The sequence below is a fragment of the Bacillus massiliigorillae genome (genome assembly GCF_000380245.2).
Lineage (GTDB): Bacteria > Bacillota > Bacilli > Bacillales > DSM-1321 > Bacillus_AD > Bacillus_AD massiliigorillae.
In genome coordinates, this window is sequence record NZ_HG428741.1 from 1049300 (window position 1) to 1067845 (window position 18546).

At 33.4% G+C, this 18546-nt stretch carries 15 protein-coding genes and 1 pseudogene; 13 read left to right on the forward strand and 3 right to left on the reverse strand.

The window, feature by feature from the left end:
- Positions 1–560: 560 nt before the first annotated feature.
- Positions 561–1241 (reverse strand): hypothetical protein, encoded by a 681-nt coding sequence (locus TX86_RS27145; RefSeq protein WP_052343536.1) that lies wholly within the window; start codon positions 1239–1241, stop codon positions 561–563.
- Between the two features lie 672 nt (positions 1242–1913).
- Between TX86_RS27145 and TX86_RS26125 the strand changes: the two are divergent.
- From TX86_RS26125 to trhA, 12 genes and pseudogenes are all read left to right on the forward strand, one after another.
- A pseudogene (locus TX86_RS26125) lies at positions 1914–1994 on the forward strand (vitamin B12 dependent-methionine synthase activation domain-containing protein); the annotation flags it as partial.
- A 255-nt stretch (positions 1995–2249) separates the two neighbouring features.
- Positions 2250–2654, forward strand: a complete 405-nt coding sequence (locus TX86_RS04990) for a hypothetical protein (RefSeq protein WP_042346818.1) — start codon at positions 2250–2252, stop codon at positions 2652–2654.
- A gap of 603 nt (positions 2655–3257) precedes the next feature.
- Positions 3258–3473: a twin-arginine translocase TatA/TatE family subunit gene (locus tag TX86_RS04995; RefSeq protein ID WP_042346820.1), complete on the forward strand. Its 216-nt coding sequence runs from the start codon at positions 3258–3260 to the stop codon at positions 3471–3473.
- A gap of 420 nt (positions 3474–3893) precedes the next feature.
- Positions 3894–4682: a polysaccharide deacetylase family protein gene (locus tag TX86_RS05000; RefSeq protein WP_081707562.1), complete on the forward strand. Its 789-nt coding sequence runs from the start codon at positions 3894–3896 to the stop codon at positions 4680–4682.
- Between the two features lie 328 nt (positions 4683–5010).
- Positions 5011–7848 (forward strand): 2-oxoglutarate dehydrogenase E1 component, encoded by a 2838-nt coding sequence (gene sucA / locus TX86_RS05005; RefSeq protein ID WP_042346823.1) that lies wholly within the window; start codon positions 5011–5013, stop codon positions 7846–7848.
- Positions 7849–7868: 20 nt separating this feature from the next.
- Positions 7869–9110: a 2-oxoglutarate dehydrogenase complex dihydrolipoyllysine-residue succinyltransferase gene (gene odhB / locus TX86_RS05010; RefSeq protein ID WP_042346825.1), complete on the forward strand. Its 1242-nt coding sequence runs from the start codon at positions 7869–7871 to the stop codon at positions 9108–9110.
- A 579-nt stretch (positions 9111–9689) separates the two neighbouring features.
- On the forward strand, positions 9690–9845 hold the full coding sequence (locus TX86_RS26590) for a hypothetical protein (RefSeq protein ID WP_154663050.1): 156 nt from the start codon (positions 9690–9692) through the stop codon (positions 9843–9845).
- Between the two features lie 206 nt (positions 9846–10051).
- Positions 10052–10678, forward strand: coding sequence for a cell wall hydrolase (locus tag TX86_RS05020; RefSeq protein ID WP_052343537.1), 627 nt, complete (start codon positions 10052–10054; stop codon positions 10676–10678).
- Between the two features lie 283 nt (positions 10679–10961).
- On the forward strand, positions 10962–11183 hold the full coding sequence (locus TX86_RS05025) for a hypothetical protein (RefSeq protein ID WP_042346828.1): 222 nt from the start codon (positions 10962–10964) through the stop codon (positions 11181–11183).
- Between the two features lie 209 nt (positions 11184–11392).
- Positions 11393–13648, forward strand: a complete 2256-nt coding sequence (locus tag TX86_RS05030; RefSeq protein ID WP_336469848.1) for an AAA domain-containing protein — start codon at positions 11393–11395, stop codon at positions 13646–13648.
- A 71-nt stretch (positions 13649–13719) separates the two neighbouring features.
- Positions 13720–14613, forward strand: a complete 894-nt coding sequence (locus tag TX86_RS05035) for an LCP family protein (RefSeq protein ID WP_042346831.1) — start codon at positions 13720–13722, stop codon at positions 14611–14613.
- A gap of 104 nt (positions 14614–14717) precedes the next feature.
- The gene (trhA, locus tag TX86_RS05040; RefSeq protein WP_042346833.1) at positions 14718–15368 is read left to right on the forward strand and encodes a PAQR family membrane homeostasis protein TrhA; all 651 of its coding nucleotides are present in this window, start codon (positions 14718–14720) and stop codon (positions 15366–15368) included.
- 109 nt (positions 15369–15477) lie between these two features.
- On the opposite strand, the gene TX86_RS05045 is transcribed toward trhA, so the two are convergent.
- Entirely contained in the window at positions 15478–16908 is a 1431-nt protein-coding gene (locus TX86_RS05045) for a PQQ-dependent sugar dehydrogenase (protein WP_042346835.1), read from the reverse strand.
- Positions 16909–17146: 238 nt separating this feature from the next.
- On the opposite strand from TX86_RS05045, the gene TX86_RS05050 reads away from it, so the two are divergent.
- Positions 17147–17812: a YybS family protein gene (locus TX86_RS05050; protein WP_154663051.1), complete on the forward strand. Its 666-nt coding sequence runs from the start codon at positions 17147–17149 to the stop codon at positions 17810–17812.
- 95 nt (positions 17813–17907) lie between these two features.
- Here TX86_RS05050 and TX86_RS05055 read toward each other — a convergent pair whose 3' ends face one another.
- Positions 17908–18468, reverse strand: coding sequence for a biotin transporter BioY (locus TX86_RS05055; RefSeq protein ID WP_042346837.1), 561 nt, complete (start codon positions 18466–18468; stop codon positions 17908–17910).
- Between the last annotated feature and the right edge of the window lie 78 nt (positions 18469–18546).

The window sequence follows — 18546 nt, forward strand, 5'->3', positions numbered from 1 at the left end:
ATGCACAGTCCTAAAATACTCGCTTTCATTTTAGATGGATGGTTTCTTTTGCTACGAAACAAGTAAAAACATATTACAACAAACCCTAAGGGAAACCATAGCCGAAATAAACCTTCATTTGTACTCAGAGAAAAAATTGGGGCAATGTAGGTGCTAATTAAAAAGTAAAAGAAAACCGTAAATCGTCTTGTTTCTAATTGTTTGCTCCACTTTACTAATAAGATAATAATAATTATTGCGATAAATGTAATGTGTAAAGGGGGGGAGGACTATAGCGCCGTTCTCAAATTTGAACTCCATTCTGAATCACCCTCCTATTTTATGTCCATACATATTAAAATCTTATCATTTTTTCTCTGTTTTTTGTAAAATACAGGAAATTAATTATTGAACTAACCTGCCCCGTTTGTTGCATAAGAAAAAAAGTTCAAAAGCAATAGTTATTCAGAAATATCCATACATAATAAAAAGAGAACCAACATATTTGATATATATAATATATTAGTTCTCTTTATTTACATATGTTTAAAATTCATTACCCTAAGATAATTTGTATCTACTTATTTTACAGTTGCGAATTTATTGAAGAACGCTTGTCGCTTTTCATCGCTATAGATGTAAGGGTCTGAAAATTTACTATTCCATGAACCATCATTAGTGCTTAATTCTTCTACTTTAAATCCTAAATATGCATTCACTTCATCTCTTTTTAAATCAATTGAATATGATTTTCCATCGAAAGAAAGAGTCATAGAAGTAGAATCTAAAGCAGGAAATTGTCTTAATAAACGTACATTTTCACCGACAAAAATCTTTTGTATTGCTTCGCCAGAATCGAAATATCCTTTGTAATCATCTTCAGTAAGCAAGCCTTGAGGATTTGCTGTTTTATATTCATCAAATGTAGAGAAATATTCAATATTACCTTTATTTTGTGAAACAGAAATCGTTTTAATAAAAGTACCGCCTTTAATATTTCTTGCATAGGATTCAAACTCTTCTTGAGTAACTGTTTTTACCACTTTTTCTTTTTGTTTCTCTTTAACATCGGCTTTTACTTCTTTTTTCGCCTCTTCTTTGGGTTTTTCTTTAACATCGACTTTTACTTCTTCTTTTGGTGAAGTAGTTTCTTCTTTTTCGTCTTCACCACTGCTAGCAGCAATAGCGATAACTATTATTGCCAATGCCCAAACCCACCATTTTTTATAAAATGGTTTTTTTGTCTTTTCTTTTGCAGCCATCCTTTTTCCCCCTAATATGCTTATCTTAGGATTATAAGATGATGATTAGAAAAAAATCCAATAATCACTCTTAAGGTTTTAATTATTTTATTCAACTTTCTCCCTCAATATATATAGAGTCTGCACTTTTGGAAATCCCATAAACCCTTATGGCTCAAGGGATTTCCAAGCTCTAAAGTGTCTAAATAATTATTTAGACGGTCATTTAGACGGTTGCGATACCATATAGACACCTACTATTTAGACAGATGTAAAAGTTTATAACCCTATTTATACACCTTTCATTTAGATACTAAATAATGGATGAAAAGAAAAATGAAAAATTGAACATACTAAAACCAAAAGGTGGTGTGAGCATATGCCAGTTGGTTTTTATGTTGTAGGTTTAGTTGTTCTTTCAGTGATAGATTATTTTGTGACGGGAAGTTTCTTATAATATGGTGTTTTAAAAGTTACTCAAATTTCGTGAGTAACTTCTTTATTTATTATATTTAATTAAGAGGAAGAACAAATAATTCAGTGGTAATCTTGTAACCCTTATTGGTCATACGTTTTGAATGTATCAAATTTATTTAAAAATTGATAAAGCCATTTGATAAGGCTATAATTAACCTAAATTAGATAGAAGAATGTTGTTATATCAACGTTCATAACGAATTTGATTGTATCTGTTGCATGATGGAGCCAGAAGCATCTGTATCAGCGATAGTATTTGCCCATCCTGAGGCGAGATACTTTAATGTGGAGAGATAGTGCTGGGAGATATTCAGTTTCATATATATGAAACTATCTTTAGATACCCGAAATTTACTAAGATATCTTTGAAATAACCAGTAGTTAAGTTCGAATACAGCCTTCTTTTATCTAATTCAATAATTGGGTGGAAGAAGGCTTTTTTCTATTAGTAAAATAACATTATCGATAGAGGTATTAGGTAGCAGCATATTGAATTATTAACAAAGAGAGTGAATTTCAAATTTATTATTGTCAGTGATAGGAGGTTGCTGAATGAGTAGATTTTTATTACTGATTATCATTTTATTTTCATTTAATCTGATACTAGGCTGTTCAAAGAACGCCGAAAACAAAATAACTATATCAAAACTGAAGAACAACAAAGAACATCAGTTTATTGCATATAAAGAAGACATACCCCGTACAACAGCCAATAAAGTAGATTTGATTTTAACAAATGCTAATGGGAAGTCATATTCATTTACAGAAGAGTCTCCGCCACCACCGAATTATATGATCTATTTTAATGATCGTAAAAAAGAAAATAAGCTTACTGTACATTCTATTTGGTTGAAAAAGGGAAATGAAACTATCTTAAAAAAAGATAATACATATATTGAGTTAAACGAAAATGATTCTAAATATATAAATGAAATAATTAATAATATAAAAAAATAGACTATGATGCATTTTAACCCTACATAGTAAATAGAGTAAACATTTCGAACGTCGTATTTAAATGTAAGTGGAAAAGCTTTTATGTAATAAAATAAAGAATTGTCTTTTGTGTGTATAGTTATGATTATCATTGCTTTCCGATACTTAAAAAGGTATTATAAAACTGATTATTTCGGAAATTACTTTGTGTTTTTTCGTATCTATTCGTAAAACGTTACTAAATGATTAGAAGTGACTTTGGAGTTGGGATACCAGCCTTGATATACCGTATCTTTTGGTATCCCATCTTTGTTCGGTAATATTTTTTTACTTAGAAGATTTCTAAGATTTAGCTAACGTTAGAGAAATAGTAATTAAAATTCTATTTCTTTATGCTCAATTTATCACAAAAAAGAGGTGGTTTTGAGGAATTAAATAAGTAAGTAAATGTAGGTTTGAATTATGATGTTGGAATATAGAAGATGAAATTAAAAGAAGCTATTTTCCCATCGATTCCTCAAAAAAGTTCGTCATTTGTGTGATAGTAATTTTCGGACATTACGTATAAGTGATGAAAATTGTATAGTCTGTACTAAATTTATGATTTTAAGGAGATGGATGAAAGTGTTATCAAATATCGGAGTTCCAGGATTAATATTAATTTTAGTTCTTGCACTAATTATTTTTGGGCCAAAGAAACTTCCAGAACTAGGTCGTTCTGTTGGACAAACATTGAGAGAATTTAAAAAATCAACAAAAGGTTTAATAGATGATGAAAAAGAGACGATTGAAACTAATTCGAAAATAACAGAAGAAACAAAAGATTCATTACAAAAATAAATGAATGTAAAGGACTGACCTAACAGTGATTTATTCGCTGTTAGGTCAGTCTTTTATTATTAGAAGTTAACGGTATTTCAACGTCCAACCTTACACCTGCTATGTTCGGAAATATGCCAATATCTGTTTTGAAAACCAAAGACGGGTTTTCAAGAACAGTTCGTCTTATACATGTTGTCTAGCTCCCCTATTAGCATAAGCCATCTCGCTTTAGAAATGAAAAGCGTATTTCTTGAGCGAGTTGTCTTATGCTAATAGGGGCTAAAAGGGTAGCTTCAGCTTTTCGATATTGCCGCATAGCTCTTTTTTGATTTGGTGTAGAACAGAAGAATATCATAAATCAAAAAAGACCGGTGACGGTATTTCTGAATAGAAATAGAAAAATAGCTAAACATAAATAAATAGAAAGGAGCGTTTATAATGCTTTTAACAAACGGGAAAAGAATTATGAAAGTTATTGCTATAACTTTTACAATTATAGGTGCTATGTTATTGACATTTTTTTGTAATGATGAGGCAAATGCAGTAAAGGCCATTCAAACAAAAGATATTCTACCTATTGATGAAAGCGATGAGAATCGAAAAGTGGCTTATTTAACATTTGATGATGGACCTTCTAAAAACACGATTCCTATTTTAAATATTTTAGATCAATACAAAGTTAAGGCTACTTTTTTTGTGATGGCGAATTCTGCTCCTGAGGCTAAAGTGGGTTATAAAGAAATGATTAAAAGAGGACATGCGATTGCCCTACATACATATACTCATGATTATCGTGAAATTTATGTCTCTAAAGATGCTTTCTTTCAAAATATTGAAAGGTTAGAGAAGTTTTTGAAAGATAATTATTCAATAGAATCAAATATTTTACGTTTTCCAGGTGGATCAAAAAATGTTTCAAGCAAAATTTATGGTGGCCCAACAATTATGACTCAGATAACGTCACAGTGTGAGACGCGAGGGTATCGTTATTTTGATTGGAATGTGGATTCAAAGGATGGAATTAGTCCAACGGTCAGTGTGCAAACAATAACATCGAATGTGTTAAATGGTGCTAAAGGTAAGGAAAAAGTAATAATTTTACTACATGATATTAATTTAATGAAAAATACTGTAACAGCTCTTCCTACTATTATTGAAGGGCTGAAGTCTCAAGGATTTGCTTTTGATGTGATTGATGATAAAACAGAAGAAATGCAGTTCAAATAGCGAAGTTATGTCATAAAAAAGACTTCCATTATTCTAAGGATTTCAGGGATTTTAATAGTGGAAGTCATTTCTTGAAGCTATAATTTTCGACTAGAAAAAAGGTGTGCAAAAAAAACGTATTTTTCTGTGTCAATATTTTGAACTGTCGCACTTAAAGTGTTAATATATCTGTGAAAACGTTTTATACTTCAAATGGGATAATACTCTTATTTTGAACAAACTTCTTTACATATGAAATTGATGTTCAACATTTAGTGAAAATGGGTATTATACAATGAAGGGTAATAGTTTTATACAATCATATACTTCATAAGGTGGGGGTTTAAAGATGGCCAGCCATAGAATGGGTGGGAATCCATGGGGAAATTTAACGGGACCAAACTACGCATATTTATTAGAAAAATATGATCAGTATGTGCAAGATTCAAGTTCCGTTGATTCAGAAGAAAAAGAGCTATTTGATGTATGGGGAGGTCCGGATGAAAGTGCGGCTACCTATGTTCAAGTAAGTGAAGGTACAACTAGGTTACAAAACACAAGCGCATTAAATATGCAAAAAATGAAATCAGCAGTAAAACTAGTAGCGCATATTCGTAAATATGGGCATCTTGCAGCGGACATTTATCCGTTAGGTAATGGTGAAGAAAGTACGATTTCTTTAGATTACAGAAGTTATGATTTAACAGAAGAAGATTTAAGAGCAATTCCAGCTAGATTACTAGTTGAAGAAGCACCAAGCTTTGTAAAAGATGGGTTTGAAGCTGTTCAATACTTAAAAGAGCTTTATACAAAGACAATTGCATTCCAATTCCATCATGTATATGATCTTAAAGAACGTGAATGGTTAACAAATCTTGTTGAGTCTGGAAGATTATTTCCGAAAATTTCTAATGAAAAGAAAATTTCTTTATTAAAACGTTTAGGAGAAGTTGAAGGCTTTGAAAAATTCCTTCATAAGACATTTGTCGGTCAAAAACGCTTCTCAGTTGAAGGACTGGATACATTAATTCCAATCCTTGATGAATTAATTTCAGAATCCGTTCAAACCGGTACAAAGAGCATTAACATTGGTATGGCTCATAGAGGTAGATTGAACGTGCTTGCGCATGTTCTTGGAAAGCCATATGAAATTATATTTTCAGAGTTTCAAAATGCTCCAAACAAGGATTTAGTACCATCTGAAGGTTCAATTGGTATCAATTATGGTTGGACTGGGGATGTGAAGTATCACCTTGGTGGAGATAAGCAAATTAAAGCTGATAATACCGTTAAGGCAAGACTTTCATTAGCAAATAACCCAAGTCATTTAGAATTTGTTGGAGCTATCGTTGAAGGTTATTCTAGAGCTGTTCAAGATGACCGTACACAAGCTGGATACCCTAAACAAGATGTATCTAAATCACTTGCTGTCGTAATTCATGGAGATGCTGCTTTCCCAGGGGAAGGTATTGTGGCAGAAACATTGAATTTAAGTAGATTAAAAGGTTTCCAAACAGGTGGATCAGTTCATATTATTACTAACAATATGATTGGATTTACAACTGAAAGCTATGATTCTCGTTCAACAAAATATTCAAGTGATTTAGCGAAGGGCTATGAAATTCCGGTTGTACATGTAAATGCAGATGATCCTGAAGCATGTTTAGCTGCTGTACACTTAGCGTTCTTATATAGAAAAGAATTTAAAAAAGATTTCTTGATTGATTTGATGGGTTACCGTCGTTTCGGACATAACGAAATGGATGAGCCTATGACTACTCAACCAACTACGTATACATTGATAAACAACCACCCTACTGTAAAAGAAATTTATGCAAATAAATTGATTGAAAATACAGTAATTACAAAAGAAGAATATGAAAAAATCGAAGAGGCTATTTATAGTAAATTGTCTGCTTCTTATGAAAAAATCTCAAATAGCAAAAAAGGTGTTACACGAGTTACAGAACCACCTGAAACAGTTGAAAAAGGTATTCCAAGTCAAATCACAGCAGTTAGCTTAGAGCGACTAATGAATGTTAATAATGAGTTATTAAAATACCCTGAAGGTTTCAATGTATTTAAGAAGCTAGAGCGTATTTTAAAACGTAGATTAGATGCATTTAAGGAAAACGGTAAGATTGATTGGGCTTTAGCTGAAACATTAGCATTCGGTACAATCTTAGAAGACGGAACACCAATTCGTTTATCAGGGCAAGATGCTGAACGTGGAACATTTGCTCATAGAAACTTAGTATTACATGATAGTGTGAATGGTTCATTACACACACCATTACACACTCTTCCAACGGCTAAAGCTTCACTTTCAGTTCACAATAGTCCGTTAACTGAAACTGCAGTATTAGCATTTGATTACGGGTACGATGTATTTTCTCCAGAGACACTTGTTATTTGGGAAGCTCAATTTGGTGATTTTGCAAACGTTGCTCAAGTTATATTTGACCAATTCATTTCAGCAGGACGTGCTAAATGGGGACAAAAATCAGGGATTGTTATTTTATTACCACATGGATATGAAGGACAAGGACCTGAACACTCTAGTGCACGTTTAGAAAGATATTTATCGCTAGCAGCAGAGAATAACTGGACAGTTGCAAACCTTTCTAGTGCAGCTCAATACTTCCATATTTTAAGAAGACAAGCGAAGATTCTTAAAACAGAAGAAGTGAGACCATTAGTATTAATGACACCAAAAAGCTTGCTAAGACATGCGAATGCTGCATCAGTACCAGCTGCATTCACTGAAGAAAACTTCAAACTATTCTTTGAAGATCCTATTTCAGAATCTGTTGATAATAAATCAGTAAAACGACTTGTAATTAGCTCAGGTAAAATCAGTATTGATTTACATGAATATGCTGAAGCTCAAGAAGATGTGAAAGGTATTAAATTAGTTCGTTTAGAGCAAATTTATCCATTCCCATATGAAGGAATTGAAGCATACTTTAAACAATTTACGAACTTAGAAGAAATTGTGTGGACACAAGAAGAGCCTAAGAACATGGGTGCTTGGTCATTTGTAGAACCAATTCTTAAGGACTTAGCTCCGGAGAACGTAAATGTTTGTTACAACGGAAGAAGAAGAAGATCAAGTACTGCGGAAGGTGATCCAATCTTCCATAAATCAGAACAAGCTCGTATTATCGCTGAGGCATTTCAACAATAAAGCAAAGAGGGGAAACTAACATGGCAGAAATCATTGTACCAGAATTAGCGGAATCAATTTCAGAGGGAACAATTGCTCAATGGCTTAAAAAACCAGGTGATGTAGTTGAAAAAGGCGATTATATCGCTGAGTTAGAAACAGATAAAGTAAATGTAGAGATTATCTCAGAACATAGTGGAGTTGTATCTAATCTTCTTAAAGAAGAAGGAGATACAGTTCAAGTAGGGGAAGCAATCGCAATCGTTGGAGAAGCTGCAGAAGGTCAAGCGCCTGCGCCAGCAGCGGAAGCTCCTGTAGCAGAAGCACCTAAAGCGGAGGCAGCTCCAGTTGCTAAAGAAGAACCTAAAAAAATCGGTGATGCTCCAATCGCTTCACCAGCAGCACGTAAATTAGCTCGTGAAAAAGGTATTGACTTAAGCGCTGTTGCAACGCATGATCCACTAGGACGCGTTCGTGTTCAAGATTTAAATAATCCAGTGGCACCTGCAGCACCAGCTCCTGTAGCAGCAACTCCTGCACCAGCAGCTAAGTCGGCAGAAGCACCAAAACAACAATTTGATAAGCCTGTTGAAATTGTAAAAATGTCTCGTAGAAGACAAACAATTGCAAAACGTTTAGTAGAAGCTCAACATACTGCTGCAATGTTAACTACTTTCAATGAAGTAGATATGTCAGCAATCATGGATTTACGTAAACGTAGAAAAGATCAATTCCAAAAAAATAATGATGTAAAATTAGGCTTCATGTCTTTCTTTACAAAAGCAGTAGTAGGTGCTTTGAAGAAGTATCCATTATTAAATGCTGAAATTCAAGGTGACGAGTTAGTTATCAAGAAGTTCTATGATATCGGTATCGCTGTAGCAGCTCCAGATGGTTTAGTTGTTCCAGTAGTAAGAGATGCTGATAAAATTGGCTTTGCTGGTATTGAGAAATCAATTGGTGAACTAGCTGAAAAAGCTCGTAATAACAAATTAGGTTTATCAGACCTAACAGGTGGTTCATTCACAATTACAAATGGTGGAACATTCGGTTCATTAATGTCTACACCAATTTTGAATGCTCCTCAAGTTGGTATTCTTGGTATGCATAAAACTCAATGGCGTCCAGTTGCTATTGATGAAAATACAATGGAAATCAGACCAATGATGTACATTGCGCTATCTTATGATCACCGTATCGTTGATGGTAAAGAAGCTGTTAGTTTCTTAGTGAAAGTTAAAGAATTATTAGAAGATCCAGAGCAATTATTATTAGAAGGTTGATATATATTTAGAAAAACTCCTGTGGATTCAATCCACAGGAGTTTTTTGTTTGGAATAAATGGTTACCTTACGAAAATGTAAGATGTACGTAAGTAAATGCAATAGGTCATCCACTTACTATGCGATATATTTATGAAAGAGAAAAACCAGACGGAGGTTTTATATGAGACTTAGTGCATTTCAATTAAAAATATTTGCAATGGTCCTTATGGTACTAGATCAACTTCATACTTATATTCCTGGGATGTCTTTATGGTTTTCTATCGCTAGGGTTAACGGTGGGAAGTGTATCTGAATATACATTTGATGCTATGTTTGTATTTGATTTTCAATGAGCAATGGTGTTCGCAATTCCGTTTATATTACTATATAACGGTGAAAGTGGAGTGAATAATACATTCACTAAATATATGTTTTATTTCTTCTATCCGCTTCATTTATGGGCGATTTACACAATAGGTTACTTCACTATGTGAATAAAAATACAAACAAAATTATAAAAATAAGTCTAATCTTTTGAATTATATATGAAACCTATTATATAATGTCCTCATTGTACAACAAAGGGGGAGAACAACAATGAATCAAGTTTCAGAAAAAAATTCAAAGGCTACAAATTGGGTTTTAGGTATTTGTGCGATTTTATTACTTTCAGGTTTTGCAGGGATTTTTTCAAATGGGGACCAACAATCTTTAAGCACAAAAGCAGAAAAGATTTTAGAAATTCGTAATTAATTTATAGATATCAATAGTAATTTAAGGGGTATTTACTAATATTAGGTAATTAATATGGTGCATAAATGCATATAAAGGCAATGAATTATAAGGATTCATTGCTATTTTTTTTGAAATAAAAAATACAACTGGAAATTATTTTACAATGAACGACTATTTTTTTATATGTTAAGGTTAATAGGACTTAGAGAAGAGGAGGAAATAATATGAAGAAATTACTATCTGTTCTAGTAATAACTGCTACTATGCTCCTGATATCTTTGGCACCTACGATTGAAGCGACAAAAGCAGAAGCTGCTTCAACATCTATAAAAAGAAATAGTAAAGGTGAAATTATACACACTGTCAAAGGAACTGAGAGTGTTAAAGATATAGCAGTAAAATATGGAGTATCTTTAGTAGAATTACTAAAGAAAAATAATATAAAAACGAAAACATTAGCAAACGGTACACAGCTCGTTTTACCTAAAACATTATCGTCTCAAGAAAAGGATTTAATGGCAAGGCTTGTACATGCTGAAGCAAAAGGTGAACCATATGTAGGGAAAGTAGCGGTAGCAAACGTTGTTTTAAATCGTGTTGATAGCAAAAAATTCCCTAATAACGTGAGCCAGGTTATTAAAGCAAAAGGTCAGTTTTCGCCAGTAGCAAATGGTTCAATTAAAAAGCCTGCTTCTTTGGAAAGTAAAAAAGCTGTTAATGAAGCTATTGCTTTACAAGAAGAAGGTATAGAGGCAACTTTCTTTTATAATCCAAGAAAGACAAATGATCGTTGGATTAAATCACTAAAAGTAATTAAGAAAATCGGTAACCATAATTTTTCAATTTTATAAGCTATAGCGCATAAGGCTGTTTGAAAAGTGATGTTTTATCACTTTTCAAACAGCTTTTTTCAAAAGATAAGAAGGTATATAATTTTGCGGGGTGTCTAACCTTACACCTGCTATGCGGGAGTAAATCAAGGAGCATAAACATCAATCAAAAAAGACCGGTGACGGTTTTTCTTATCAAATTGATTAATAAATTAAATGCTTTTGATATAATTTGATGTTTTGTTGAATATATGGAAGTGAGGCCAACGTTTAACTAGCTAATTGTGATGATGGAGTTGAGTAAATGAGTATTCAAACAGTTACTATGAAACGATTAGTTTTGGGTTGTGTACTATTTGGAATACTAATTATTAGCGGAAGTTTGCAAGTTATTTTTTCTCCTTTTGTTATTGTTAGAGCTCTAATGTTGTTTTCTGTTATTGTTTGCTCGATAGGATTGGGTGCATTTATAAGAGAACTTTTCGTACAGAGAAATAATATATCAAAAAACTCCACTAAAAATTAGCTTTCGTTATTAGTATAGATTAATTTATGATAGAAAAAACACGTTATTATTTGGAATAAAATTTGTGCAGGATTTGTTTATTCGATTGAGAAAAAGTCATATAAAGTTTTTTGCAATAATGTCTATCCTGTACAAGACAACTAATATATAATGTAACAGCATTTATAAAATAATTTTTTATATGAGATATAGCACATAAAGGATGAATCATGATGGGAAAGTCATCAATACAATACATTAATGAATGGCAAGAGGCATTAAATATTGAAATAGGTTATTTGAAAAAGTACGGAAGTAAAAAGTACTTACTCTTTAATGGAAGATTATTATCAGGTACAGAAGATTACACTTATTATTTTGAAAGTAATCAAACTATGGTTATTCCACTTGGGTCTACAGTGAAGATAGAATGGGGAAATACGATAGAAGAAGGTCGAATCTTATCTTCTGAAGGTAAAGGTGTTATTGTCACATTGGAGAATTCTATAGGAGATGATATTACTCAGGCCTATTTAATGTATGACCCGTGGCAATTGTTAGATGAACTGGCAAGTAGATTAGATGAAATCAAAAAAAGTAAAAATAAAAGAGCAAGAATCAAAAGGTTAATGGAACCTACTATGGAAGCAAAGCATCCAATGTCAGAACAATCAACCAATGTGAAAGAATTGTTTCTACGCTCAAAATATAACCCAGTAACATTTGTTTGGGGGCCACCAGGTACAGGAAAAACGCACACTTTGGCAAGGGTAGCAGCTAATAAATATTTGAAAAAACAAAATGTTTTAATTCTCGCGCAAAGTAATGCTGCGGTAGATGTATTAATGAGCGAAACGTATCATTTCTTAGAGAATAAGAAAAAGTTTAAAGAAGGAGATATTCTTCGTTATGGTAATACTTCGAACTCAAACTTTGAAAATGATGCTATTACGATGAAATATCTTTTAGAGAAAAGTGACCCAGAGCTAACGAAGCAAAGAGAAGAAGTAATAGAAGAAAAAAGTAATATAAAAAACGATTTGGCTAAGTCATTTAGTACCCGAGATTCTCATCAATTATTGAAGCTTGAAACGAAATTAGCTTCATTATTAGAAAAGTTGAAAAGGAAAGAACTAGCACTACTAAAGGACGCCAAAATCATTGGGACAACATTAGCAAAAGCAGCAACAGATTCTGCGATTTATGAGAAAAAATATGATGTAGTCATTATAGATGAAGCTAGTATGTGTTATGTGCCGCAAGCGGCATTTGCAGCTTCACTAGGGAAGCGCATAATAATATGTGGAGACTTTAAACAATTACCACCTATTGCACATTCTAAGAATAGCATCGTTACGGAATGGCTAAAAGAAGATATATTTCATAAAGCTGGGGTAGCTAAAACGGTTCAGTTTGATTCACTCCATCCACATCTGTTCTTACTAAATCAACAAAGACGTATGCATCCAGATATCTCATCTTTCACGAATAAGCATGTTTATCATTCACTTGTAAGTGATCATCCATCTGTGATGAAAAATCGTGAAGAAATACTTGTGAGAGAACCTTTTCCAAAACTAGCTTCAATTCTTTTAGATACGAGTTTTACAGGTCATTATTGTATTAATGAGAGGCTATCAGGGTCACGTTGGAATCCTTGGCATCTTTTTGTATCTTTTCAGTTAATACATGAAGCTTATTTAGCGGGGAATCGTTCCATTGGTTATGTTACGCCTTACCGCGTCCAAGCAGAAATGATGAATTATTTATTAGAGGATTTATATCAAGAAGAGATGTTATCTGACCAAATAATGGCTTCGACTGTTCATAAGTTTCAAGGTAGTGAGAGAGAAGTAATGGTGTTTGATAGTGTGGATAGTTGGCCGCAAGAAAGACCGGGAATGTTATTAATAGGAAAAGAAAGTGAAAGACTGATCAATGTAGCCATTACACGAACGAAGGGCAAATTTATTCATGTGAATAATCGTGATTACGTAAGGCGCAAAGTAGGTCAACTAAAAACTTTTCGTAAGTTAGTAGAGCATCAGTATCAAGAGAAGCAGGGAGTATCACATCAGCAAATTGGTAAATGGGCTACCAATCATCATAATCGTCTGAAATGGCTTCATGCGAAGAAAGAGAATGTGGTTTGGGACGATTTATTAAATGCAAAGAAAAGTATTTTCATATCGGTACCAGAGGGTAGTACAATACCTGAAGAATGGGTTAGTAGATTAAATAATCGTAATTCTAAAGTAAAGCTTACTTTGATTACTATTAGCGAGATTGAAGGAATTACTCCTGATAAAAGAAAATATGAGAATTTACCTTTTTCATTTGTCGTGATTGATGAAAGAATCTTATGGATTGGTCAGCCATTTCAATTAATGCGAGGTGTTAGACCACCACTTGTTGCAGCAAGACTTGATTCGTCTCATTTCTCAAAACAATTTCTTGAACACTTACCGGTTGAAGAACAATTATAGATTTTTTTGTATAAAAAATGGAAAATTAAGCAAGCTATAAAATACATTTAATTATGATAAGGAATGATACGATGAGAACCTTATTGAAAGGATTGTGTCTTTTATTATTTGTATTTTTGCTTGCTGCTTGTAGTAATAATGAAACCAAACAAAAAGATGAATCACCCGAGAGTTCGAAACAATCTACAAAGTCGATACAAGTATTAGTGATTGGTATTGATTCTCGTGGTGAAGCTAAATCCCGAAGTGATGCTATACTGATTGGACAATATAATCCAGTCAAGAAAAGTATTAAAATTGCTTCGATAATGAGAGATACATATGTGAAAATACCAACATATTCGAAAGGTTCAAATAAAATAAATATGGCTTATTTTCTTGGTGGTAATGAATTGCTCGTGAAAACCATTAAAGAAAACTTTGGCATTACTATTGATCATGTAGTAACGATAGATTTTCAAGGCTTTACCCATGTTATAGATGCTATTGCTCCAGAAGGAATAGAGGTAGAAGTAACAGAAGAGATGATTGCTGATATGAATTTACCATTACAACCTGGAAAGCAATTTTTGCATGGGGAACATTTATTGAAATATGTGAGGTTCCGTCATGATGCCGAAAGTGATTTCGGAAGAGTAAAAAGACAACAAGAAGTAATGGTTAAAATTAAAAATCGTCTTACGGAAGAAATGTCCTCATTAGAACAAATTGCATCTCTTCCTAAGCTTATGGAGAGTACGTTGAAATATGTAGAAAGCGATTTGTCACTTACTGATACATTATCGTTAACTTCAATGGTGTTTTTAAATTCGATTGATCATGTAGAAACAATGACAATTCCTGTAGCACAAGGTTTTACAAATAAAACGTATGAACATGCAGGTGCTGTCTTACAAATGGATCAATCTAAAAATATTGAAGCATTAAATGTTTTTTTTAATATTCCAAAAGCCGTAAATAATTGAAGATTCAATAGTGTTACTATCGCAACATACGATTAACTGTCAACAAAAAAAGCAATGTGTTGTATAATGAGTATTATAATTATTATTTGTAAAGGAGCTACAGTATGAAAGATACTCATGTATACACGAAGAAAGAAGAGATTGTTAATGCAATTACACATGGTATAGGTGTATTGTTAAGTATTGCGGCCCTTGTATTTTTAGTTATTTATGCGGCTAAGTATGGAACAGCTTGGCATGTAACATCCTTCTCCATTTATGGTGCTACTATGATTCTGTTGTACGTATCTTCGACGCTTGTACATAGTTTTCCAGAAGGTAAAGTGAAGGATATATTCGAGATATTTGATCATTCGGCGATTTATTTATTCATTGCTGGTACGTATACACCATTTATGTTGGTTGTTCTTAATGGTGCATTAGGGTGGACATTACTTAGTATTGTTTGGGCTATTGCGATTGGTGGAGTGGTTTTTAAATCGTTCTTTGTAAAGAAATTTATGGTTATTTCAACGGTTTTATATGTAGTGATGGGCTGGTTGATTGTTATTGCTTGGAATCCATTAGTAGAAACGCTCCCAGCGGCAGGTATACAATTATTAGTTGCTGGAGGAATTTTATACACAGTAGGTGCTGTCTTCTATGTGTGGAGAGGTTTTTTGTTCCATCACGCAGTATGGCATTTATTTGTTCTAGCTGGGTCTGCAGCACACTTTTTTGCCGTTCTTTATTATGTAACACCGATTAGTATATAAAAGATGTAATTTAAAAAACAGTGTGGCTTTTCAGAAGGAAATCACACTGTTTTTTATTTAGGTTTTTTCTGTAGTAGTGAAACGAAAGTATTACAGTTATAGTTTGGGATTATGGAATAATTTCAAAAACGGTACCTTGGTTATAATCAGTAACCTTCATAGAGCCATAGACCCCCAGATATAGTGTGGTTTGATCCAAATTTGTTCCCAAACTTACATAATAAGCTGATTGAGACCCAAAATCATAATCGGTTTGAATCATACTAAAATCATTTAGTTTGCAATCGGGTCTTATCGTTGTATAAGCTAAGACACCTCTAGTAGGAGATTGTGATTCTACTTTCTGAGCAAGGTCGGTAAATACAACACTTCCTGTTAAAGAGGGGATGCTATTCCCTATATAGGCTTGCACTCCTGTAAGGGCAGTTCCTCTAAATTTATCTGGTCGTGAATCTTTATGATAATAACACGTCATTGGTTGAAGCCGTTTTATGGAACATTTTACTGCTTCATCGTAATAAGCAATTGTTTTCTCATCCAAAGTTGGATTTCCAGAGCAGTCTTTTATTACTGGAGTAGGGAAAACACCTTCCCACGCTCGCCAGCCAAAATTAATAAATCCTTCATCGTTAACTTCAGATTTCATTAAATAAGCTTGAACAAGGTCTGTAACTGGTATGGGTTTATTCTGAATAAATGAAAAGATGGACTCTACCAAATTTTGTCCGACATTTCCCACATATTTGATATATTGATTGTAAAATCTTTGATATGAAATGCCCGGTATATTCCGGACCCCTTTGGCAATTACCGTAAGAGTCTCTTGAATAGGCATGGGAAGTTCATGAAATCGAGTAACTACGGGGGGATTCTGGATAAATGTATTCTGCACTACATCAATTTCAATTATTTTTCCGGCGATTTCCATATCATTCTGACTCAAATTGAATGGATCATTTCCTGAACCGCCATCCCCAGTAGTTAATACGAGTTTTCCAGTTTCAGGTGAAAAATTTAAGCTGTTGACACCATTATGATTAAAAAATGGTCTTTTTAAGTTTAGTAATGTCCGGCGTTGCTGAGGTTGACCATTCGATTGTAAAATCCATTCTTCTATGGTATCTATATGATCATATTGAGTTTCTCTATTTTTCCACCTTAAATGTAAAGTTTTTGGATCACACGGGTTAGGTGAAAAAGGTTTGGTAAGAGCACCTGGACCTTTTGTTCCAGCTACTGAATAATGAAGATAAAACAGACCGTTATTATAAAATTTAGGATGAAATGCTAGCCCTAATAATCCCCGTTCATCATAACCACCTCTAGAAACACCTGGTTCAGAAGTACCTAATTTTATGATTCGCGAGCTAATATCTAAAAAAGTTCGTATAACTCTATTTCTTATATAAAAAATCTCTCCTACTTGGGTTGCGATAAATAATGTTTCTTTTGAGTCGCCAGGAAGTATCGTTGTTTTTAAAACAGTCGGTAAGTTTATATTGCCTACAATGGGTTGTAAACGAACTTTAACTTTGTTCAATAAACATTACACTCCTCTTAGTTTTCTTTTATTAAGAATATGATTAGAACTATTTTGTTAATACCAAATTAGGATTGAAAGAATCTAAAAAGGAGTTGATAATTATCCGTATTACCATCGGAGGAATCATTCAGTCATCATTCAGTCATCTATTATTAAGTTGGATGAAGATACAGTGATTTTTACATAAAACAATGAATAGTATAAGGTTAATTTACTATTCATTGGAGGTGGATTCATGAAGAGAATAAAAAGTAAAGCCTTACAGTATTGGCAACACCCTTTCTTTCGAATCAATCACAATCTTATGGAATTGTCACCCACCACAAAACTAGTACTTTCCGCTATATTAAGTTCATTTGCAGCCATATGTCAGTCAGCAGGGGGATATGCGCCTGGCATCGGTTATTTTGTTAGTGCCATGACGACTTTACCCATTTTTTTATCTGCGTTTGTATCCGTTAGACACGGAATACTTTCCTATTTTGTTACAATCCTTCTTTTATTGCTAATCCAGCCTAGCGAACTACTGACTTTTTCCTTTACAACGGGTATTTTAGGATTGGTAATCGGAGGTTCCTTTTATAGGTCGAAAACAAGATTTTGGGTTGTTTTCTTGGCGGGCGCTGCCTTATTTATAGGAATTATAACGATTCTTTTTATTTTCCGCTTTCCTGTGTTAGGACCAGGAGTTGGAACATCTTTTCATTTCCGTCTCTTATTGCTAGTAGCGATATTCAGTCTTTTATATGCATGGCTAGCGGCGGGAGTTTGTTCATTTGTCCTGAAGCGACTGGCTCACACCCTGCCGAATAGAGTAATCAATTCGTTACCTGACCAGCAGGAATTGAACTATCTTGAGGATGGTTCAGCTAAGGAGGAAAATGTCAAAGCAAGGAAATAGAGCCGAAGCTGATATGCTTGGGCTCTATTTCTTGTAACACTTAATTTAAATGTTTTCAATATTAACAAGAAAAAAATCTCTCTAACTACTTATTTTTACATTTTCGTGCTATAATGTGGCAATAATCTAGCGCTCATTAAACGATTTCTCACAATAACTCCTAAATAAGAAGCTAAAGCGGCTTTAATTAATCCGACGATGAGAAATGGTAATGTACCTGATATGAAAGCTGTCGTCCATGATAAATCGCCAGAGAATTTCAACCATGCAGTGCCGAATAGCAAGGTAATAATCATTCCTAATGTGTTTGCAATCATGGCATTCATGAAGTTTAGTTTTGTTTTCTCAATATACAATCCAATAATAAATGCTGCAGGAATAAAGCCAACGATATAACCTCCTGTTGGTCCTAATACAATTCCAAGGCCGCTTGTCATAGCAGAGAAGACTGGTACGCCCGCAATACCTAAAAATATATATAGAAGAACAGATAATGTTCCATATCTAGCACCTAGAATGGTAGAAGCTAAACCGATTGCAAATGTTTGGCCGGTAATAGGAATTAACGGCAAGGGGATCGTAATTTGTGCTAATAAACCAATAATTGCGGCGAATAATGCGGTGACGATTAGAAATTTTAATTGATCTTTTTTCATGAGAGCTCCTTTCAATTAAGTAAACTATTTAACGATATAAGTTAACATATAAGAATTTTATTTTACAAAGGTCATGGT

Bases quoted from the DNA above. Each gene is read 5' to 3' on its own strand.
- TX86_RS27145 (WP_052343536.1), bottom strand. From the start codon at position 1,241: ATGGCTGCAAAAGAAAAGACAAAAAAACCATTTTATAAAAAATGGTGG.
- TX86_RS04990 (WP_042346818.1), top strand. From the start codon at position 2,250: ATGAGTAGATTTTTATTACTGATTATCATTTTATTTTCATTTAATCTG.
- TX86_RS05000 (WP_081707562.1), top strand. From the start codon at position 3,894: ATGCTTTTAACAAACGGGAAAAGAATTATGAAAGTTATTGCTATAACT.
- sucA (WP_042346823.1), top strand. From the start codon at position 5,011: ATGGCCAGCCATAGAATGGGTGGGAATCCATGGGGAAATTTAACGGGA.
- odhB (WP_042346825.1), top strand. From the start codon at position 7,869: ATGGCAGAAATCATTGTACCAGAATTAGCGGAATCAATTTCAGAGGGA.
- TX86_RS26590 (WP_154663050.1), top strand. From the start codon at position 9,690: ATGAATCAAGTTTCAGAAAAAAATTCAAAGGCTACAAATTGGGTTTTA.
- TX86_RS05020 (WP_052343537.1), top strand. From the start codon at position 10,052: ATGAAGAAATTACTATCTGTTCTAGTAATAACTGCTACTATGCTCCTG.
- TX86_RS05025 (WP_042346828.1), top strand. From the start codon at position 10,962: ATGAGTATTCAAACAGTTACTATGAAACGATTAGTTTTGGGTTGTGTA.
- TX86_RS05030 (WP_336469848.1), top strand. From the start codon at position 11,393: ATGATGGGAAAGTCATCAATACAATACATTAATGAATGGCAAGAGGCA.
- TX86_RS05035 (WP_042346831.1), top strand. From the start codon at position 13,720: ATGAGAACCTTATTGAAAGGATTGTGTCTTTTATTATTTGTATTTTTG.
- trhA (WP_042346833.1), top strand. From the start codon at position 14,718: ATGAAAGATACTCATGTATACACGAAGAAAGAAGAGATTGTTAATGCA.
- TX86_RS05050 (WP_154663051.1), top strand. From the start codon at position 17,147: ATGAAGAGAATAAAAAGTAAAGCCTTACAGTATTGGCAACACCCTTTC.
- TX86_RS05055 (WP_042346837.1), bottom strand. From the start codon at position 18,468: ATGAAAAAAGATCAATTAAAATTTCTAATCGTCACCGCATTATTCGCC.